Annotated in this window: 20 protein-coding genes; 12 read left to right on the top strand and 8 right to left on the bottom strand. The window is 76.5% G+C overall.

The features are described from left to right. The first annotated feature begins 32 nt into the window (after window positions 1–32). Window positions 33–1,508 (top strand): MFS transporter, encoded by a 1,476-nt coding sequence (locus tag ACA511_RS30260; protein ID WP_375028052.1) that lies wholly within the window; start codon window positions 33–35, stop codon window positions 1,506–1,508. Here the strand turns inward: ACA511_RS30260 and ACA511_RS30265 are convergent. Both ACA511_RS30265 and ACA511_RS30270 read right to left on the bottom strand, forming a co-directional pair. Beyond that, window positions 1,495–2,337, bottom strand: a complete 843-nt coding sequence (locus tag ACA511_RS30265) for a glycosyltransferase family 2 protein (RefSeq protein ID WP_375028053.1) — start codon at window positions 2,335–2,337, stop codon at window positions 1,495–1,497. The genes ACA511_RS30260 and ACA511_RS30265 overlap by 14 nt on opposite strands. Window positions 2,338–2,346: 9 nt before the next feature. Further along, complete coding sequence (locus ACA511_RS30270) at window positions 2,347–3,234, bottom strand: glycosyltransferase family 2 protein (protein ID WP_375028054.1); 888 nt, start codon at window positions 3,232–3,234, stop codon at window positions 2,347–2,349. A 228-nt stretch (window positions 3,235–3,462) separates the two neighbouring features. Between ACA511_RS30270 and ACA511_RS30275 the strand changes: the two genes are divergently transcribed. From ACA511_RS30275 to ACA511_RS30320, 10 genes are read left to right on the top strand one after another with little or no spacing between them, the layout of a single operon-like run. Further along, complete coding sequence (locus ACA511_RS30275; RefSeq protein WP_375028055.1) at window positions 3,463–5,100, top strand: carbamoyltransferase; 1,638 nt, start codon at window positions 3,463–3,465, stop codon at window positions 5,098–5,100. Next, entirely contained in the window at window positions 5,100–6,599 is a 1,500-nt protein-coding gene (locus ACA511_RS30280) for an HAD-IIIA family hydrolase (RefSeq protein WP_375028056.1), read from the top strand. Before ACA511_RS30275 ends, ACA511_RS30280 begins: the two co-directional genes overlap by 1 nt. Continuing rightward, a complete protein-coding gene (locus ACA511_RS30285; protein ID WP_375028057.1) occupies window positions 6,596–7,606 on the top strand; it encodes a glycosyltransferase family 9 protein in 1,011 nt (336 codons plus the stop codon). Before ACA511_RS30280 ends, ACA511_RS30285 begins: the two co-directional genes overlap by 4 nt. Beyond that, window positions 7,603–8,598 (top strand): glycosyltransferase, encoded by a 996-nt coding sequence (locus ACA511_RS30290; RefSeq protein ID WP_375028058.1) that lies wholly within the window; start codon window positions 7,603–7,605, stop codon window positions 8,596–8,598. Before ACA511_RS30285 ends, ACA511_RS30290 begins: the two co-directional genes overlap by 4 nt. Continuing rightward, window positions 8,595–9,848 carry a glycosyltransferase gene (locus ACA511_RS30295; protein ID WP_375028060.1) on the top strand — a complete coding sequence of 418 codons (1,254 nt, stop codon included), beginning with the start codon at window positions 8,595–8,597 and terminating at the stop codon, window positions 9,846–9,848. The genes ACA511_RS30290 and ACA511_RS30295 overlap by 4 nt, the downstream gene beginning before the upstream one ends. A 50-nt stretch (window positions 9,849–9,898) precedes the next feature. Beyond that, the gene (locus ACA511_RS30300) at window positions 9,899–10,450 is read left to right on the top strand and encodes an SIS domain-containing protein (protein WP_375028088.1); all 552 of its coding nucleotides are present in this window, start codon (window positions 9,899–9,901) and stop codon (window positions 10,448–10,450) included. Further along, window positions 10,443–11,840 (top strand): PfkB family carbohydrate kinase, encoded by a 1,398-nt coding sequence (locus tag ACA511_RS30305; protein WP_375028061.1) that lies wholly within the window; start codon window positions 10,443–10,445, stop codon window positions 11,838–11,840. The genes ACA511_RS30300 and ACA511_RS30305 overlap by 8 nt, the downstream gene beginning before the upstream one ends. Further along, on the top strand, window positions 11,837–12,514 hold the full coding sequence (locus ACA511_RS30310; protein WP_375028062.1) for an SDR family oxidoreductase: 678 nt from the start codon (window positions 11,837–11,839) through the stop codon (window positions 12,512–12,514). The genes ACA511_RS30305 and ACA511_RS30310 overlap by 4 nt, the downstream gene beginning before the upstream one ends. Continuing rightward, entirely contained in the window at window positions 12,511–13,449 is a 939-nt protein-coding gene (locus ACA511_RS30315) for a glycosyltransferase family 9 protein (protein WP_375028063.1), read from the top strand. The genes ACA511_RS30310 and ACA511_RS30315 overlap by 4 nt, the downstream gene beginning before the upstream one ends. A gap of 9 nt (window positions 13,450–13,458) precedes the next feature. Continuing rightward, complete coding sequence (locus ACA511_RS30320) at window positions 13,459–14,415, top strand: NAD-dependent epimerase/dehydratase family protein (RefSeq protein WP_375028064.1); 957 nt, start codon at window positions 13,459–13,461, stop codon at window positions 14,413–14,415. Between the two features lie 81 nt (window positions 14,416–14,496). Here ACA511_RS30320 and ACA511_RS30325 read toward each other — a convergent pair whose 3' ends face one another. The 5 genes from ACA511_RS30325 to ACA511_RS30345 form a co-directional block, all read right to left on the bottom strand. Further along, on the bottom strand, window positions 14,497–14,898 hold the full coding sequence (locus tag ACA511_RS30325; RefSeq protein WP_375028065.1) for a DUF2267 domain-containing protein: 402 nt from the start codon (window positions 14,896–14,898) through the stop codon (window positions 14,497–14,499). A gap of 55 nt (window positions 14,899–14,953) precedes the next feature. After that, window positions 14,954–15,865: a polysaccharide pyruvyl transferase family protein gene (locus ACA511_RS30330; protein WP_375028066.1), complete on the bottom strand. Its 912-nt coding sequence runs from the start codon at window positions 15,863–15,865 to the stop codon at window positions 14,954–14,956. A gap of 280 nt (window positions 15,866–16,145) precedes the next feature. Then, on the bottom strand, window positions 16,146–16,511 hold the full coding sequence (locus ACA511_RS30335; RefSeq protein ID WP_375028067.1) for a fluoride efflux transporter FluC: 366 nt from the start codon (window positions 16,509–16,511) through the stop codon (window positions 16,146–16,148). Then, window positions 16,508–16,993 carry a fluoride efflux transporter FluC gene (locus ACA511_RS30340; protein ID WP_375028068.1) on the bottom strand — a complete coding sequence of 162 codons (486 nt, stop codon included), beginning with the start codon at window positions 16,991–16,993 and terminating at the stop codon, window positions 16,508–16,510. Before ACA511_RS30340 ends, ACA511_RS30335 begins: the two co-directional genes overlap by 4 nt. 132 nt (window positions 16,994–17,125) lie before the next feature. Continuing rightward, window positions 17,126–17,617, bottom strand: a complete 492-nt coding sequence (locus tag ACA511_RS30345; RefSeq protein WP_375028069.1) for an SRPBCC family protein — start codon at window positions 17,615–17,617, stop codon at window positions 17,126–17,128. Window positions 17,618–17,774: 157 nt separating this feature from the next. Between ACA511_RS30345 and ACA511_RS30350 the strand changes: the two genes are divergently transcribed. After that, complete coding sequence (locus ACA511_RS30350) at window positions 17,775–18,560, top strand: SigB/SigF/SigG family RNA polymerase sigma factor (protein WP_375028070.1); 786 nt, start codon at window positions 17,775–17,777, stop codon at window positions 18,558–18,560. A 25-nt stretch (window positions 18,561–18,585) separates the two neighbouring features. Here ACA511_RS30350 and ACA511_RS30355 read toward each other — a convergent pair whose 3' ends face one another. Continuing rightward, window positions 18,586–19,434 carry a serine protease gene (locus ACA511_RS30355; RefSeq protein ID WP_375028071.1) on the bottom strand — a complete coding sequence of 283 codons (849 nt, stop codon included), beginning with the start codon at window positions 19,432–19,434 and terminating at the stop codon, window positions 18,586–18,588. Window positions 19,435–19,684 lie beyond the last annotated feature (250 nt).

Raw genomic sequence — 19,684 nt, forward strand, 5'->3', positions numbered from 1 at the left:
ACGGGTACCGGCGTCGGCGCACGCTTGCTCACATGACACAGACAACCGATCTGCGCGGGATTGTTCCCGAACGGGAGTCGCGGAACGGGTCCGGCCGCCTTTCGCTCGCGGTCATCCTGCTCGGCCAGTTCATGGGCATCCTCGACACGAGCATCGTCAACGTCGCGCTCCCCACGATGCGCACGGACCTGCACGCCACGGGAGCGGGGCTGCAGCTCGTCGTGGCCGGCTACATCGTCTCCTACGCCGTCCTCCTGATCACCGGCGCGCGGCTCGGCGCCCTCGCCGGGCACCGCCGCATGTTCCACCTCGGCCTCGCCGGGTTCACGGTGGCGTCGCTGGCGTGCGGGCTGGCGCCGTCCACCGGCGCGCTGGTGGCGTTCCGCCTCCTGCAGGGCGCCGCCGCCGCGCTGCTGACGCCGCAGGTCATGTCGATGATCCAGCGGGACTTCAGCGGCGCCGCACGGGCCCGCGCGCTCAGCCTGTACTCGGCCGTGATCGCGGGCGGGGTCGTCGTCGGGCAGGCGGCCGGGGGCCTGCTGGTCAGCGCCGACCTGTTCGGCACCGGCTGGCGGACGGTGTTCCTCGTCAACGTGCCCATCGGGATCGCGCTGCTGCTCGCCGGGCCGCGCGTCCTGCCCCGGGACGAGCGGCCGTCCGGCGCGGGGGGCCTGCGCGGGCGGCTGGACACGCCGGGGCTGCTGACCCTCGCGGCCGCGGTGCTGCTGTTCGTCGTCCCGCTGATCATGGGGCACGAGCTCGGCTGGCCGCTGTGGGGCTGGGCGTCGCTGGCCGCGAGCGCCGCGTTCCTCGCCGCGTTCGTCGCTGTGGAGCGCCGCGTCGCCGCCGCCGGCGGGCGGCCGCTCATCCCGGCGCGGGTGCTGCGCGCGCCGCTGCTCGTGCCCGCCTGCGTCGCGATCGTGTTCGGCCCGGGCAGCTGGGCGTCATTCCTGTTCACCACCACCCTGCACCTCCAGGGCGACCTGCGGATGTCGCCGCTGGAGTCCGGGCTCGCGTTCGTCCCGTGCGTGCTGGCGTTCGCGCTGGTCGGCCTGAACTGGCAGCGGCTGCCCGCCCGCCTGCACCGCCCGGCGGTCCCGGCCGGGTTCGCGGTCGCGGCGGCCGGCTACCTGTGCGTCGGCCCCCTCGCCGGCGGCGGCGCGGCCTACGCGGCGCTCACGGTGGTCATCGGGTTCGGCCTCGGCGTGATGCCGATCATCATGACGGTCGCGCTGCGGCACGTCGCCGCCGAGGACGCCGCCGACGCCAGCGGGCTGCTGCTCACGCTGACGCAGCTGGCCCAGGTGATCGGCATCGCCACCGTCGGCACGCTGTTCCTCGGCCTGGCCGAGGCCGGCGGCTCCACCCGGCACGCCGAGTACGGGACCGGTTGGGCGCTCGCCGCCGCGACCCTGGTCGGCGCCCTGTGCGCGCTGTTCCTCGCCCGCGGCCGGACGCCGTCCCCGGCCCGACCCCAGGACGGCGGCGCGGAGGTCAGTAGCCGCTGAGGCTGGCGCGGGCCGCCTCGACGGCGGGCGGGACGGGCCGCCGGGCGCCGGCGACGGCGGGCAGGGCGCGGACCGCGGCGGCGAGGCCGGCGCGTCCGTCCCGGCTGGTCAGCGCGGACGCCGCCGTCCGGGCGACCGCCGGGAGCGGGCGCCGCAGCCACGCGGTGAGCAGCTGGTTGCGGACCTCCCGGCGGCGGCGCGCGGCCGGGTCGCGGCCCGTCCTGGACGGGTGGTGGTGCACGACGAGCTCCGGCACGTAGGCGAGGCCCCACCCGGCGGCGGCGAGGTCGAGGGCGAGCAGTTCCTCCTCGCCCGCGAAGTGCAGTACGTCGGAGAACCCGCCGGCGTCCAGGAACGCGTCCCGGCGCACGACGGCCGAGCAGGCGAGGAAGCCGAGGACGGCCGGTCCGGGGAGCCCCGCGGGCCGGCCGAGCGGTGCGGCGGCCATCTGCGCGGAGACCGGTTCGAGCCGCTCCTCCTCGCCGACGAGGACGCGGGCGGCGAGCAGCGCCGTGCGCGGGTGGGCGTCGAGGATCCCCGCGGCCCGTTCCAGCGAGCCGGGCGCCCACCAGGAGTCGTCGTCGGCGAACGCGATGTAGCGGGTGCCGGCGCGGGCGGCGCCGGCGTTGCGGGCGGCGGCGCCCCGGTTGCGGGGCAGCCGCAGCACGGTGGCGCCGGCCGCCGCGGCGACGTCGGCGGTGCCGTCGGCGGAGGCGTTGTCGGCCACGACGACCGGGGCCGTGTGGTGGCCGAGGCTGCGGCGCAGCTCGGCCGCGCGGTCGCGGGTCGCCACCACGATCGTCACGTCGGGCGCCGGCGCGTCGGGCATGGGCTCTCCTCAGCTCACGTAGCGGCGGGCCGTGGACTCCCGCTGGGCCGTCTCCAGGCTGCGCAGCCGGTCCTCGACGTCGGGCGGCAGCGTGCGCCGCTCGCGGGCCACCCAGCCGAGGCCGGCGGCGGCCTCGGCGAGCGCGCCGGCGGTGACGCGGTCGCGCGGCAGCGTGCGCAGCAGCCCGGCGGTGCGGCGCACCGCGACCGGGAGCGGGCGGCGCAGCCAGGTGAACCACAGCGTGTTGCGGATGCCGTGGCGGCGCCGCAGGTGCGGCTCGCGGAGCCGGGACGGCTCGTGGTGCACGACGGCGTCCTCGGCGTAGCAGAGGTGCCAGCCGAGCGCCATGAGGTCGGCGCTGAGCAGCTCCTCCTCGCCGCCGAGCCACAGCCGCGAGGAGAACCCGCCGGCCGCGCGGAACGCCTCCGCCCGCACCATCGAGGCCCCGGCCAGGAACGAGCCGAGCGCGGGGCCCGGCAGCCACGGCGGGCCGGGGACGGGCGAGTGCCGCAGCTCGGGGACGATCGGGTCCTCGCGCCCGCCGGGCTCCACCAGGATCCGCCCGGTGACGACCGCCAGCCGCGGGTGCGCGTCGAGCAGGTCGGCGGCGCGGGACGGCGCGTCCGGGTCCCACCAGGTGTCGTCGTCGCAGAACGCGACGTAGGGGGTGCGGACGTGGTCGACCGCCAGGTTGCGGCCGACGGCGCCGAGATTGCCCGGCGACCGGATGAGGGCGACCTCGGGGAAGCGCGCCGCGACCGCGTCGGCGGTGCCGTCCCGCGAGGCGTTGTCCACCACGACGACCGGCGGCCGCTCGGCCAGTCTCCGCACGTGCGCGAGCGTCGCGAGGAGGGACTGCCGCCGGTCCCGGGTGATGACGACGACGGTGAAGCGCATGGATCCGCCAGTACCCGGCGACTCGCCCTCTATGTGCGCGCAAGCCCTTCTACCTGGCACTTCGCCTAACCAGCGCCTTTCCCGACTTGAGCGTTTAGGTCCCCCGTTATCGGCAATGTCGAATCACCTATAGGGGATTCACTCCCCTGGCGAGTCCGCCAAGAGCCGATGCCTGCGACGAAGCCATCGGCACACCACCGACGACCGTTGCGCCGAAACGGGGCTCACATGCGCGTGCTCGGAATCAATGCGATCTTTCACGACCCGGCCGCCGCGCTCGTCGCGGACGGCAGGGTCGTCGCGGCCGCCGAAGAGGAGCGCTTCAGCCGCCGCAAGCACGGCAAGCGGCCGGTCCCGTTCGCCGGCTGGGAACTGCCGGAGCAGGCCGCCCGCTGGTGCCTGCGCGAGGCCGGGCTGGAGCCCGGCGACCTCGACGCCGTCGCCTACTCCTACGACCCCTCCCTCGTCGAGCCCGGTCTCCGCGGGCACGACCCCCAGTGGGAGCGGCTGCGCACCCTGTACGCGCGGCGCGCCCCGAACTTCCTCGCGACGGCGCTGCCCGGGCTCGACCCGGGGATCGTCCGGTACGTCCCGCACCATGTGGCGCACGCCGCGTCCGCCGCGCTCGCCGCGCCCGGCCCCGGCGACGGCGACGTCCTGGTCCTGGACGGCCGGGGCGAGTCGCACTCGCACCTGGCCGGGACGTACGAGGGCGGCGTCCTCACGACGCTGCACGCCCAGCGCCTCCCCCACTCGCTCGGGCTGATGTACGAGGACCTCACCGAGCACCTCGGCTTCCTCCGCTCCAGCGACGAGTACAAGGTCATGGCGCTCGCGTCCTACGGCGAGCCGCGCTTCCTGGACGAGCTGCGCGAGCACGTGCGCGCGACCGGCGACGGCGGTTTCGCGGTCGCCGGGATCGACTGGGGCTCGCTCGCGAAGGCCCGCCGGGCGGACGCCGAGTGGACCCGCGACCACGCCGACCTCGCCGCCAGCGTCCAGGCCCGGCTGGAGGAGGTGCTGCTGGACCTCGCGGCCTGGCTGCACGGCGAGACCGGATCCCGCCGGCTGATGCTCGCGGGCGGCGTCGCCCTCAACTGCGTCGCCAACTCCCGGCTGGCCGAGACCGGACCCTACGACGACATCTGGGTGCAGCCCGCGGCGGGCGACGCCGGCACGGCGCTCGGCGCCGCGCTGCACGTCGCGCAGGACGGCGGCGACCCGCTCACCGGCATGCCCGGCGCGGACCTCGGCCGGCGGTGGGACGACCGGGAGATCGCCGAACGGCTCGACACCGCCAGGATCCCCTACGAGCGGCCGGACGACCTGGCCGCCGCCGTCGCCGAGGCGCTGGCCCGCAACGAGATCGTGGCCTGGTTCCAAGGCCGCTCGGAGTTCGGCCCGCGCGCGCTCGGGCACCGCTCCCTGCTCGCCCACCCCGGCCACGCCGGGAACGTGGAGCGGCTCAACGACGTGAAGGGCCGCGAGCAGTTCCGGCCGATCGCGCCGATGGTCGCGCTGGAGCACGCCCCCGAGATCTTCGAAGGCCCGCTGCCGAGCCCGTACATGCTGTTCGTCCACCGCGTCCGGCCCGGATGGCGGGAGCGCATACCGGCGGTCGTGCACGTGGACGGCACCGCCCGCGTCCAGACGGTCGCGGCGGACGGCGAGCCGCTCGTGGCGCGCCTGCTGGCGGAGTTCCGCCGCCGGACCGGCCTGCCCGTCCTCGTCAACACCAGCCTGAACACCGCCGGCCGCCCGATGGCCGACGACCCGCGCGACGCGCTGGAGTGCTTCGGCTCCGCGCCGGTCGACCTGCTCGCCATCGGGCCGTTCACGGTGCGCCGCCGGGAGGTGCGCGCTTGATGAGCTACACCGTCGTCGTCCCCACCGTCGGCCGGGAGAGCCTGCGCGTCACGCTGCACGCGCTGCTCGCCGGGCTGGACGGCGCCCCCGGCCCCGGGCCGCACGAGATCATCGTCGTGGACGACCGCCCCGCGCCCGGCGCGCCGCTGCCGCTGCCGCCGTCGGCCGGGCCGGAGATCCGGGTGATCCGGTCCGGCGGGCGCGGTCCCGCCGCCGCGCGGAACATGGGCTGGCGCGCCGCCGCGACCGAATGGGTGGCGTTCCTCGACGACGACGTCGAGCCCGAGCCCGGCTGGCCCGCGCGGCTCGCCGCCGACCTGGCGGACCTGCCGCCCTCGGTCGGCGGATCGCAGGGCCGGGTCGGCGTCCCGCTGCCCGCCGACCGGCGGCCGACCGACTGGGAGCGGGGCACGGCCGGGCTCGCGAACGCCGACTGGATCACCGCCGACATGGCCTACCGGCGCGGCGTCCTCGCCGAGCTGGGCGGCTTCGACGAGCGCTTCCGCCGCGCCTACCGCGAGGACGCGGACCTGGCGCTGCGCGCCCTGGACGCCGGGCACGGCCTCGTCCTCGGCGACCGGCGGCTCGCGCACCCCGTCCGGCCCGCCGGGTTCTGGGCGTCGGTGCGCGCGCAGGCCGGGAACGCCGACGACGTCCTCATGTGGCGCGTGCACGGGCCCGCCTGGCGCGCCCGCGCCGGCGAGGGCCGCGGGCTGCTCCGCCGGCACGCCGCCACGACCGCCGCCGGGCTCCTCGCGCTCGCGGCCGCGCCGCGGAGCCGGACCGCCGCCGCGTTCGCCGCGGGCGCCTGGGCGGCGCTCACCGCGCGGTTCGCCTACGAGCGGATCCGGCCCGGCCCGAAGAGACCGGGCGAGCTGACGAAGATGCTGGTCACCAGCGCCGTCATCCCGCCCGCCGCGATCTGGCACCGGCTCCGGGGGCTGGCCGCGCACCGGCGGGCGCGGGGCTGGGGCGGGCCGCGGGTCGTGCTGTTCGACCGCGACGACACCCTCATCAGGGACGTCCCGTACAACGGCGACCCGGCGCGGGTCGAGCCGATGCCGGGCGCGCGCCGCGCCCTCGACCGGCTGCGGCGGCACGGCGTCCGGATCGGCGTCGTGTCCAACCAGTCCGGGGTCGCCAAGGGCCGCATCGGCGCCGCGGACGTGCGGCGCGTCAACGCCCGCGTCGAGGAGCTGCTCGGCCGGGTCGACGTGTGGGAGTTCTGCCCGCACGACGACGGCGACGGCTGCAAGTGCCGCAAGCCGGAGCCCGGCATGATCGAGCGGGCCGCCGAGCGGCTCGGCGTGCTGCCGTCCGACTGCGCCGTCATCGGCGACATCGGCCGCGACATCGAGGCCGCCGCGGCGGCCGGCGCGCGCGGCATCCTCGTCCCGACCGGGCGGACCCGGCCGGCGGAGATCGCGCGGGCGGTGGAGACGGCGCCGACGCTGGACGCCGCCGTCGATCTCGTCCTCGGCGGGAGGCGGCGCCGATGAGGGTCCTCCTCGCACGCCAGGACAACCTCGGCGACGTGCTGCTCGCCGGCCCCGCCGTGCGGGCGGTCGCCGCACGCGCCGACGAGGTGGTGCTGCTGTGCGGGCCGCGCGGCCGCGCCGCCGCCGACATGCTGCCGGGCGTCGACCGCGTCATCGAGTGGCGCGCGCCCTGGATCGACCCCGACCGCGTCCCCGTCGAGCAGGCCGCGATCGACCGGCTCGTCCGCGAGCTGCGCGGCTTCGACCGGGCGCTCGTCCTGACCTCGTTCCACCAGTCGCCGCTGCCGCTGGCGCTGCTGCTGCGCCTCGCCGGGACGCCGTGGATCGGCGGCATCTGCGAGGACTACCCCGGGTCGCTGCTCGACCTGCGGCACCGGCCCGACACCGACGTCCCCGAGCCGCTGCGGATGCTCGCGCTGGCGGAGGACGCCGGGTTCCCGTCCCCGGCCGACACACGGCTGCGCGTCCGCGGGCCGCTGCCCGACACCGACCACCTCACCGGCGGACCCGGCTACGTGGTGGTCCACCCCGGCACGTCCGTGCCCGCGCGCGCCTGGCCGCCGCAGCGCTGCGCCGAGGCGGTCCGGCTGCTGCGGTCGGCCGGGCGCCGGGTGGTCGTCACCGGCCACGGGGACGAGAAGGAGCTGACCGCGCTCGTCGCGGGCGAGGACGGTCTCGACCTCGGCGGGCGCACGTCCCTGCCGGAGCTCGCGTCGGTGCTGGCGAGCGCGTCCGCGGTCGTCGCCGGCAACACCGGTCCCGCGCATCTGGCGGCGGCCGTGGGGACGCCCGTCGTGTCGCTGTTCGCGCCGACCGTGCCCGCCGCCCGGTGGGCGCCGTTCGGCGTCCCGCTGGCGCTGCTCGGCGACCAGCAGGCGCCGTGCAAGGACAGCCGCGCCCGCGAATGCCCGGTCGACGGCCACCCCTGCCTGGCGTCCGTCAGCGCCGACGAGGTCGCCGCCGCCGTGGAGATCGTGGCGACGGTGGAGGAGGTCCCCACCCGATGAGAGTCCTCATGTGGCACGTGCACGGCTCGTGGGCGACGTCGTTCGTCCACGGACCGCAGACCACGCTCGTCCCCGCGACCCCGGACCGCGGGCCGGACGGCAGGGGGCGGCCCGACACCTTCACCTGGCCGGACCGCGCCGTCGAGGTCGCTCCCGAGCGGCTCCGCGACGAGGACGTCGACGTGGTCGTCCTGCAGCGCCCCCGCGAGCTGCGGCTGGCCGAGGAGTGGCTCGGCCGCCGCCCCGGGCGGGACGTCCCCGCCGTCTACGTCGAGCACGACACGCCGCGCCGGACCCCGTCCGACGTGGGGCTCCCCGAGGAGGTCGTGCCCGACAGCCGGCACCTCCTGCACGACCGCTCCGACATCCCGGTCGTGCACGTCACCCACTTCAACCAGCTGTTCTGGAACTGCGGCCGCGCCCCGACCAGGGTCATCGAGCACGGCGTCGTCGACCCCGGCTACCGGTACACCGCCGACATGCCGCGCGCGGGCGTCGTCATCAACGACCCGGTCCGGCGGGGCCGCGTCGCGGGCGCCGACCTGCTCGCCGAGCTGGCCGCGGCCGTCCCCCTCGACCTGTTCGGCATGAACGTCGCCGGGGCCCCCGGGCGCCTCGGCATCCCTCCCGAATCGCTCTGGACCTTCGAGGACCTGCCGCAGGCGAGGATGCACGCCGAACTCGCCCGCCGCCGCGTCTACGTCCACCCCTACCGGTGGACCTCGCTCGGCCTCGCGCTGATCGAGGCCATGATGCTCGGCCTGCCCGTGGTGGCGCTCGCCACCACCGAGGCGGTCGAAGCGGTGCCGCCGGAGGCCGGGGTGCTGTCCACGCGCGTCGCCACGCTGGCCGACGCCGCGCGGACCCTGGCCGCCGACCCGCCGCGTGCCCGCCAGATGGGCAAGGAGGCGCGGGCCCACGCCGTCGAGCGGTACGGGCTGCCGCGGTTCCTGCGCGACTGGCGGCGGACTCTCCAGGAGGTAACGCGATGAGAATTGCCATGATCTCCGAGCACGCCAGCCCCCTCGCCGCCCGGGGCGGACCGGCCGGGAAGGGGCTGGGCGGGAAGGGGCTGGGCGGGGCGGACGGCGGCGGGCAGAACGTGTTCGTCGCGGAACTGGCCACCGAACTCGGCCGCCAGGGGCACTCCGTCACCGTCTACACGCGGCGGGACGGGCCCGCCCTGCCGCGCCGGGTGCGGCTCGCGCCCGGCGCGACCGTCGAGCACGTCCCGGCGGGCCCGCCCGAGCACATCGCCAAGGACGACCTGCTGCCCTGGATGCACGACTTCGGGACGTACCTGGAGCGGCGGTGGGCCGCCGACCCGCCCGACGTCGTGCACGCCCACTTCTGGATGAGCGGCCTCGCCGCGATCCAGGCCGCGCAGGCGGCGGGGGCGCGCCGCGTGCCGGTCGTGCAGACCTACCACGCGCTCGGCGCCGTCAAGCGCCGCCACCAGGGCGGCAGGGACACGAGCCCCGCCTCGCGCGTCCGGCTGGAGCGCGCGATCGGGCGCGCGGCCGACACCGTCATCGCCACCTGCTCCGACGAGATCGGCGAGCTGACGGCGATGGGCGTCGACCCCGACCGCCTCCAGGTGGTGCCGTGCGGGGTCGACCTCGGCCTGTTCGCCGCCCGCGGCCGCGCCGCCCCGCCGGACGCCGGGGGCCCGCACCGGATCGTCGTGCTGTCCCGGCTCGTCGAGCGCAAGGGCGTCGACACCGCCATCCGCACGCTGGCGCGCCTGCCGGGCGCCGAGCTGGCCGTCGCCGGCGGGCCGCCGCGCGGCGGCCTCGACCGCGACCCGGAGGTGCGCCGGCTGCGCGGGGTCGCGCGGGACGCGGGCGTCGCCGGGCGGGTGGAGTTCCTCGGCCGGCTCGGCCGCGACGAGGTGCCGCCGCTGCTGCGGTCGGCGAGCCTCGTCGTCACGCTCCCCTGGTACGAGCCCTTCGGCATGGTGCCGGTGGAGGCCATGGCCTGCGGCGTGCCCGTGGTGGCGAGCGCCGTCGGCGGCCACCTCGACACGGTCGTGGACGGCGTCACCGGGACGCTCGTCCCGCCGCGCGACGCGGAGGCGGCGGCCGGCGCGATCCGGGCGCTGCTCGACGACCCGGCGCGGCGGGCCGCGATGGGCCACGCCGCGGTCGGCCGGGCCCGCCGGCGCTACTCGTGGACGCGCGTCGCCGCCGACACCACCGAGGTCTACGAGCACGCCGCCGCCCTGGGCGAGGTGGCCGCGTGACCGCGCAGACCGGCGCCCCGACGCGGACGTCCACCGTCCACGACCGGCGGCTGGAGGCGCTCGCCGAGGCGGCGCTCCGGTTCCGCGGCCAGGTCCCGACGATCGAGGCGTGGGGCCGCCGGCTCGCCCGCGTGCTGCGCGGCGGCGGGCGGCTGCTCGCCTGCGGCAACGGCGGCAGCGCCGCCGAGGCGCAGCACCTGACCGCCGAGCTCGTCGGCCGGTTCGAGAGCGAGCGGTGCCCGCTGTCGGCGATCCCGCTGCACGGCGACACCTCCTCGGTCACCGCGATCGGCAACGACTACGGTGCCGGCACCGTGTTCGAGCGGCAGGTACAGGCGCACGGCCGCCCCGGGGACGTGCTGGTGTGCCTGTCGACCAGCGGCCGCAGCCCCAACGTGATCGCGGCGGCGCACCGCGCCCGGCGGCTCGGGCTGTCGGCCTGGGCCGTCACCGGGCCGGGGCCGAACCCGCTCGCCGAGGCGTGCGGCGACGCGATCACCGTGGACGCCCCCACCGCCTCGACCGTCCAGGAGATCCACCTCGCGGCGATCCATCTGCTGTGCGGAGTGGTCGACGAAGCGCTGGGGGTGCCCCATGCCTGAGCCGCTCGTGGTGGTCGGCGACGTCCTGCTCGACATCGACATCGTCGGCAGCAGCAGCCGGCTGTGCCCGGACGCGCCCGTCCCCGTCGTCGAGCAGGCCGAGGAGCGGCCCCGCCCCGGCGGCGCGGGCCTCGCGGCGCTGCTGGCGGCGGCCGCGGGCCGGGAGGTCGTGCTCGTCACGGCGCTCGCCGACGACGACCCGGGCCGGCGGCTCCGCGCGATGCTCGAGAAGCACATGGAGGTCGCGGCGTTCCACCTGCACGGCGGCACGCCCTGCAAGCTGCGCATCCGGTCCGGAGGACAGTCGGTGGCGCGCCTGGACGCCGGGGAGGGGCGGGCCCTCGACGGGCCCGTCGGTCCGCGCGTCACCGACGCGATCGCGGGGGCCGGCGCCGTGCTGGTCTCCGACTACGGCCGCGGGGTCACCCGGCACCGCGCCGTCCGCTCCCTGCTCGGGGAGCTGCCCCGCGGCGTGCCGGTCGTGTGGGACCCGCATCCGCGCGGCGAGCCGCCGGTCCCCGGCGTCCGGCTGCTCACCCCGAACGAGGAGGAGGCCGCCCGGCTGGCCGCCGCGGACGGCGCCGACATCAGCGGGTTCGGGCTGTCGGCCGCCGGGCGGCGCGGCCGCCACCTCGGCCGCGCCTGGGGCATCGAGGGCGTCGCGATCACGCTCGGGTCCGAGGGCGCGCTGCTGTGCGACGGGTCCGAGGCGCCGTTCCTCGCGCCCGCGAAGCCCGCCCGCGGCGACTCGTGCGGCGCGGGCGACAGCTTCGCCGCCGGGGCCGTCGGCGCGCTCGCCGACGGCGCGGCGCTGAGCGCCGCCGTCACCGAGGGCGTCCAGCAGGCGTCGGAGTTCGTCCGCGCCGGGGCCGCCGCGGCCCTGTCGGCGCAGCTCGCCGAGACCGGCACGGCCCGGCTCGTGCCCGAGCGCGGCGAGGACGTCTGGGACGTCGTCGAGCGGGTCCGCCGCGCGGGCGGGACGGTGGTGGCGACCGGCGGCTGCTTCGACCTGCTGCACGCCGGGCACGTCAACCTGCTCCAGCAGGCGCGGCGGCTCGGCGACTGCCTGATCGTGTGCGTGAACTCGGACGCGTCCGTCCGGCGGCGCAAGGGGCCGACGCGCCCGGTGACGCCCGCCGCCGACCGCGTCCGGGTGCTGGAGGCGCTCAGCGACGTCGACGCCGCGGTGGTGTTCGACGACGACACCCCGGCGCCGCTGCTGGAGCGGCTGCGCCCCGACGTGTGGGTGAAGGGCGCCGACTACGCCGGGACCACGCTGCCCGAGGCCGCGACGGTCCGGGCGCACGACGGCGAGATCGTCCTGCTTCCGCTGCTGGAAGGGCGCTCCACCACGCGCCTGCTGTCGACCACGAAGGGAAACGCCTCATGAAGGTCCTCATCACCGGTGGCTCCTCCGGACTCGGCGCGGCCGTCGCGCGGAAGGTCGCCGACGACGGCGGGCGGCCGCTCGTCCTCGACCGGCACCCGCCGAAGGAGGACTTCGAGCACATGCAGGCGGACCTGGCCGACCGGCGGTGCGCGGAGCGCGCCGTGCACGGCCTGGCGCGCGCGGCCGGCGGGCTGGACGCCGTCGTGACCGCCGCCGGCATCGACGCGTGCGGGACGCTGTGCGAGGTCCCCGCCGAGGACTGGGAGCGGGTCGTCCAGGTGAACCTGCTCGGCACCGCCGCCGTCGTCCGCGCCGCGCTCCCCTACCTGGAGAACGAGCCGCACGGGCGGATCGTGACCGTCGCGTCGACGCTCGGGTTCCGCGCGCTGAGCGACGCCACGGCGTACTGCGCGTCCAAGTCCGGGGTCGTCGGGTTCACCCGCGCGCTCGCGGCGGAGCTGGCCGGGAAGGTCGCGGTCACGATGGTCGTGCCCGGCGGGATGGACACCGCGTTCTTCGACGACCGCCCCGACCGGTACAAGCCGGGCTCGGACGCCGAGCTGAACCGGCCCGCGGACGTGGCGGCGACCATCGCGTTCGCGCTGGCCCAGCCCGGCGGCTGCGAGGTGCGCGAACTCGTCGTCTGCCCCTCGCGAGAACCCTCGTGGCCGTGACCGCGGGCCGCGTCCTGGTGCTGCGCGCGCTCGGGCTCGGGGACCTGCTGACCGCCGTCCCGGCGTTACGGGCGCTGCGGCGCGGGATGCCGGACGCCCGGATCGCGCTCGCCGCGCCGGCCGGGCTCGCCGCCCTGGCCCGGGCGACGGGCGCGGTCGACGGCGTCCTCCCGGCGGACGGCCTGGACGCCCCGCCGCCGGCCGCCGGGCCGGTGGACGTGGCCGTCAACCTGCACGGCTCCGGGCCGGAGAGCCACCGGCTCCTCGCGGCGCTGTCACCGGACCGGCTCCTCGCCTTCGCCTGCCCCGGCGCCCCGCACTCCGGCGGACCCGCATGGGACCCCGGCGAGCACGAGGTGGCGCGCTGGTGCCGGCTCGTCGCGTCCTGCGGGTTCCCGGCGGACCCCGGCGACCTGGACCTGCCCGTGCCCGCGGCCGCACCGCCCGCGCCGGGGGCGGTCGTCGTCCATCCCGGCGCGGCGTCCCCCGCGCGCCGCTGGCCCGCCGAGCGGTTCGCGGCCGTCGCGGCGGCGCTGCGGAGCCGGGGCGAGCGCGTCGTCGTCACGGGCGGCCCCGGCGAGACGTCCCTCGCGCGCCGCGTCGCGGACCTCGCCGGACTGGACGCCGCCGCCGACCTCTCCGGCCGCACCTCGCTCCCGGAGCTGGCCGCGCTCGTCGCGGCGGCCCGGCTGGTCGTGTGCGGCGACACCGGCGTCGCGCACCTCGCGACCGCCTTCCGCACGCCGTCGGTGCTGCTGTTCGGCCCGACGCCGCCCGGCCGGTGGGGGCCGCCCGCCCGCGCCGAGCACCGCGTCCTGTGGGCGGGGCGGCACGGCGACCCGCACGGGCGCGAGCCCTGCCCCGGGCTGCTGGAGATCTCCGCGGACGAGGCCGTCGAGGCCGCCGGGGCCGTGCTCACCGCCAAGAACCGATGAGGGGGAATGATGAGACATCAACGCGCCGTCGTCACCGGAGGGTCCGGCTTCCTCGGGTCGCACCTGTGCGAGGCCCTCCTCGCCCGGGGCGTCTCGGTCGTGTGCCTGGACAACCTGCTCACCGGGACGTCCCGCAACATCGCGCACCTGACCGGGCGGCGGGACTTCCGGTTCCTGAAACGGGACCTCACCGAGCCGGTCAGCGTCCCCGGCGAGGTCGGCTACGTCTTCCACCTCGCCTCCGCCGCGTCCCCCGCCGACTACCTGCGGTACCCGATCCAGACGCTGGAGGTCGGCAGCCAGGGCACCCGCAACGCGCTCGACCTGGCCGAGGCCAAGGGCGCCCGGTTCGTCCTCGCGTCCACCTCGGAGGTGTACGGGGACCCGCTGGTGCACCCGCAGCCCGAGTCGTACTGGGGCAACGTGAACCCGGTCGGGCCGCGCAGCGTGTACGACGAGGCCAAGCGGTTCGGTGAGGCGCTGACGTCGGCGTTCCGGCACGCCCGCGGCCTCGACGCCGCGATCGTGCGGATCTTCAACAGCTACGGGCCGCGGATGCGCCCCGACGACGGCCGGGCCGTCCCGACGTTCCTGCGGCAGGCGCTGACCGGCGAGGACCTCACCGTCACCGGGGACGGCTCGCAGACCCGGTCGATCTGCCACGTGGACGACACCGTCCGCGGCATCGTCGCCCTCGCCCTGTCCGGCCACCCGGGGCCGGTCAACATCGGCAGCCCGTACGAGATCTCCATGGCCGACCTCGCCGGGCTGGTCATCGAGCTGACCGGCTCGCCGTCGCGGGTGCGGTTCATCGACCGGCCCGAGGACGACCCGCGCGTCCGGCGCCCCGACACCGGCCTGGCCGAGGACGTGCTCGGCTGGCGCCCCCGCATCACGATCGAGGACGGCCTGCGCGGCACCATCGAATGGTTCGGCAGGGAGCTCCTCGTCGCCCGGCCCGCGTGACCGCCCGAAGGGCCCGGCGGAGGACGGGGCCGGAGCGCCGCCCGCGTGCGCTCCGGCCCCGTCCGGCCCCGGGGCGGGCGGTCAGCCCGAGCTGCCCGACGACACCAGCTCCCGGATGTCGGGCGGCAGCGCGTGGCGCACCTTCGTGGTGATCGAGCCCTGGGTGGCGTCGTCCACCACCTCCAGCACGCTGCGCGCGAGGAACGCGGCCCGCGCCTCGCTGGTCCCCGCGCGGACGGCGACCCGCTCCACGAAGTCGTGCTTGTCGAACCGCTCCCCGCTGCCGGCGCCGCCGTAGACCTCGGTGCGGCGCAGATGCTCGCCGATCTCGTGCGGGAGTTGCGCCGCGAGGTTGTCGGCGAGGCCCTCCGGCACCCGCTCGCCGAGCGTCTCCAGGGTCGCGCGGGACGCCCGCTCGGCGTCGCCCCAGCCCGGAAGGCGGGCGCGGTCCTGGACCTGTCCGATGAACTCCTCATGCCGCATGACGGACGCTCCTTTCAACGCCTGAAATGCGAAAACTTCCCGAATTATGGGGCTCTTAACGTACGCCGAGCACGTCCAGCAGCTCGCCGATCATGCCGCCGTCCGGCGGATGCAGCGCGGGCCGCCCGGCGCCCTCGGGCGACAGCGCCCAGTCCCACCACCGGTCGAGCTCCGCGGTGTCGAGGACCGGCGCCCCCTCTCCGGGCGCCACCTCGTCCGGCGGCTCCGGCACGGTCACGACGGCGGGCCACGACCACGCCCGCGCCTGCGCGGTGACCTTCGCGCCGCCGCCGACCGGGTCCACGGCGAGCGCGGGCACCCCGTTCTTCAGCGCCAGGACGAGGCCGTGCAGCCGTGTCGTCACCACCAGGTCGAGCCGGCGCAGCACCGATTCGAGCTCGGCCGCCGTCCCGAACAGGCGCCAGTCGCGCGGATCGAGCCGCGTGTCGAGCGGCAGCCGCGCGCACTCGCGCGCGCCGAGCCAGCCGGTCAGCTCCCGCCCGACCCGTTCGTGCAGCCGCCGCCCGCCGTACTCTCCCTGGCCGGGCGCGAGGACCACCCCGACGACGGGGACGGACGGGCTGGCCGGCAGCGCCGCCAGGTCGTGCCGGGGCGCCTCCACCGGCGCGTCGCGCGGGAGGACGGCGTCGAACCCGGTGACCGCCGGGTCGTCCGGATCGATGACCGAAACGCCCACGGCGACGCGGGCGCAGCGCGCGTACCGGCGGTGCAGCTCCGCGATCTGGGGCCCGTGCAGCGGCCCGCAGGCGAACACCACATGCGTGTAGGACGCGGGGTCGGCGCGGTCGAGGTCCAGCCCGCCCGGCCGGAAGACGGGGCTCCACGCCAGCTCGCACTCGACGCCCGCGCCGGCCAGCCCGCGCCGCACCGCCTCCATCGCCAGGACGTCGCCCGCCGTGGCCTCGCCGTGCAGGAAGCTCGGCCACCCGGTCACCAGGACGCGCATCCGCGGCCTCCCCTTGCGCAGCCGCGACGGCGGCCGAAGACGTTCAGCCGACTGCTACCCGCGGCCGTCCCTCCCATGCGCCGTTCGGCGGGCCCGCCGCCGTTCCGTGCGCACCGCACCGCCCTGCCCCTCACGGCACACTTCAGACACCTGCCGGTTTACGGACACGGCCTTATGGGCAGAGTCACCTCGCGGCCCACTCGCGAGCTCGGAGCCAGGTGCTACGAACTGCGAGCCTGGGCCGCGCCACATTCGGCCCGCGGGCCGCCCGGCCGACCGTTCACATGGCGGGCAGCGCCTGGGCGACGACCATGCCGCAGTAGGCGGCGCCCAGCCCCGCCGCAATGCCGGCGGCGGCGTTGAGCAGCGCGTAGGAGTGGGCACCGTCCTCGGCGAGGCGCAGCGTCTCGTAGCCGAACGTGGAGTACGTGCTCAGGGCGCCGCAGAATCCCGTCCCCGCGAAGGCCATCACGCCGCCGTCCGCCGGGAGCGCCGCCAGGAGGCCCAGCAGGAACGACCCCGCCACGTTGACGGTGAACGTCCCCCAGGGGAACACCGAGTCGTGCCGGGCCTGGACCGCGCGGTCGGTCAGGTAGCGCAGCGGAGCGCCCAACGCGGCGCCCAGCGCGATCAGCAGGACCGTCACCCGGCGTCCCGCACGGCCCGGCGCCGGACCAGCGCCCTCGTCAGCCGCGCCCCCGCGAGGACGGCGGCGAGCGCGGCGGCGAGCGTCAGCGCGAGGTAGGCCAGGCCCACCCGCGGCGCGCCGTGCTCCACCGCCCGCTGGACGTCGACGGTGTAGGTCGAGAACGTGGTGTACCCGCCGAGGACCCCCACGCCGAGGAACGGCCGGACCAGCCGGTGCACCCGCCGCAGCTCGGCGACCAGCACCATCAGCACGCCGATCAGCAGGCAGCCCGAGACGTTCACCCAGAAGACCGGCCAGGGGAAGTCCCGCGGCCCGTACGGGAACGCCGTGCTCAGCCCGTACCGCGCGAGCGCCCCGAGCACGCCGCCCGCCGAGATCGCGCCCAGCGTCGCCCAGGGCGCCCGGCGCAGCTCGGCGCGCTGCTCCGGGACGTGCAGGTCGACATCGGGGTCCACGGGATCCGCGGGAGGGCCGGGCATGGCGTGCTCCTACCAGTAGCGACGGCGTTCACCGGTAGGGACCGTCGGCGGACGTCTCCGCGGTTCACCCCGTGCCGGGTGCGGCGGGCCCCACCGCCGCGTCCCCGGCCCGCCGCCGGGGCGCCCGCGAGTCTACCGGCCGTCAAGATCCGGGGCGGCCGGCCTGCCCGCGCCGGCCGCCCGGTCACCGGCCCGGTCACCGGCCCGGTCGCCGTGCGACTCGACGAAGGTCTTGAAGCGCCGCAGGTCGCCGCGCACGCGATGGGTCAGGGCGCCGATCCGGTCCCCGGCCTTCTCGGCGAAGCCGGCCGCGTCCATCTCCAGCTGCGCGGTGACGCGGGTGGTGGTCTCGTCCAGCCGGTGGAACGTCACCACGCCGGCGTGGGTCGGCCCGTTCAGGGACCTCCAGGCGACGCGCTCGCCGGGCACCCGCTCGGTGACGCGCGCGTCGAACTCGCGGAGGACGCCCGCGATCCGGGTCGTCCAGCGCAGGGTCGTGTCGTCGAGCCGGCGGACCTCCTCGACGCCGTCCATGAACCGCGGGAACGACTCGAACCGCGTCCACTGGTCGTAGGCGGCGCGGATCGGGACGGTGACGTTGACCGATTCGGTGATCGTGCTCACGGGCCACCTCCTGCCTCACCGCCCGGTTACCCGCCTGACGTGCGTCTATACGCACGGCCGCCGCGGCGCCGTGTGATCGTCCGCCTGACGGGTAGAGGGTCGGCACCGAGCGACAGCCCATGCCCTCGCCGGCCTCGTCCGCAAAGGAGAGCACCGTATGACGTCGGCGCAGACGACCCGGTTCAACGACGGACAGACCGAGATCCTGCTTGCGGAGATGAACCGGCTCGGGGAGGACGATCCCCGGCGGGAGCGGCTCCGGGCCCGCATCGTCGACATGCACGCCGCCCTGGTCCGCGGCGTGGCGCGCCGGTACGCCAACCGCGGCGAGCCCCTGGACGACCTCCAGCAGGTCGCCTACCTCGGCCTCGTCAAGGCCATCAACCGGTTCGACCCCGAGGTCGGCGACCGCTTCGTCACCTACGCCTACCCGGTGGTGACCGGCGAGGTGAAACGGCACTTCCGCGACAAGACCTGGGGCATCCGGGTGTCGCGCCGCATCCAGGAGCTGCGGCCGATCCTGCAGCGCACCGTGCAGGACTACACCCGCGAGAACGGCCGCTCCCCCACGACCGCGCAGATCTCCGCCCTCATGGGCATCACCGAGGAGGAGACCGTCGAGGTCATCATCGCCTGCGACGCCTACCGCCCGCTGTCCCTGGAGGCCCCCGCCGACGGGTCGCCCAGCGGCGAGAACGGCACGGTGGGCGAGTACCTCGGCTCCGACGACCCCGCCCTGGACGCCTTCATCGACGGCCACGCCCTCGGCCCGCTGATCGACGACCTGCCCGAACGCGAACGCACCATCCTGCTGCTGCGGTTCTTCGGCAACAAGACGCAGACGCAGATCGCCGAGCAGATCGGCCTGTCCCAGATGCACGTCTCCCGGCTGCTCCGCGCCACCCTCGACCGGCTCCGCATGGGCCTGCTGGCGGAAGGCTGACCGGACGCCCGGACGGGGCGGGCCGTCAGGGCTTCGGCAGGGCGCAGTTCCCGTCCAGCACGACGTCGTTGCCCTTCCCGAGGCAGCGGGCGAGCAGGTACGTCTGCTGGCCGTAGTGGACGCCGTGCCGGACGGTGATCCCGCCGTCGCGGCCCACCTCGCAGGGGTTGTCGAGCGTGCAGCGCTCGCCGTCGTCGTTGCCGGTGTTGTTGACGCCGACCACGCGGCGCGTCCGGGCGTCGACGACCGGCGAGCCGGACGTGCCGTGGACCGTCTCGCAGCGCGGCGTGTAGCGGAGGGAGTCCTTCCAGGTCCAGCCGGCCTCGCGCAGCCGGTACACGGTCGCGTCGATCGCGCAGCCGTAGATCTTCCGCCAGTAGCCGGACACGACCCGGATCTCCGTGCCCGCGCGCGGCGCGGCCGTGGACAGGGGCAGCGCGGACACGCCGTAGCGCCGCCGGATGGCGGCGTAGCTGGCGTCCAGTCGGTACAGGGTGACGTCGGTGTCGGTCATCGTGGCGTACTCGACCCTGGTCGCCCGGAGGGTGCCGAGGTCGCCCCGGCCCGTCCGGTCGAGGAGCGTGAACGTCCTGGACGAGTCCCGGTCGACGACGACCTCGCCCGCCGCCGGCATCCCGGACTCCAGGCAGTGGCCGTTGGTCAGGACCAGCGCCGCGTCGGCGTCGCGGGAGCGCGGCCCCCGCACCAGCGACCCCGAGCAGTTGCTCAGCGCGACGATCCCGGCGAAGTCGACGTCCGCCCGGCCCTGGTGCGGCGCCCGCTGCGGGACGGCGGCGGCCTGCGCGGCGCCCGCGGTGAGCGTCCCGGCTCCCGCGGCGGCGGCGAGTACGGCTGCGGCGAGGCGTCTGGGCATGCGGGAGTCCTCTCGGCGGGCCGGAGCTGACTCCGGACGGTGACAACGCTGTCACCGGCGGATGCTAGATCATCCCCGGCCCGAAGAGAAGGACCGCCGTCAGTCCACGTCGACCCAGCCGTAGGTGCGTTCGACGGCCTTCTTCCATCCGGCGTAGCCGGTTTGGCGTTGTTGGTGGTTCCAGGTGGGTTCCCAGCGTTTGTCCTGGTTCCAGTTCTGGCGGAGTTCGTCGGTGGTGTTCCAGAAGCCG

Origin of the sequence: Actinomadura sp. GTD37 (assembly GCF_041951365.1) — a bacterium.
GTDB lineage: Bacteria > Actinomycetota > Actinomycetes > Streptosporangiales > Streptosporangiaceae > Spirillospora.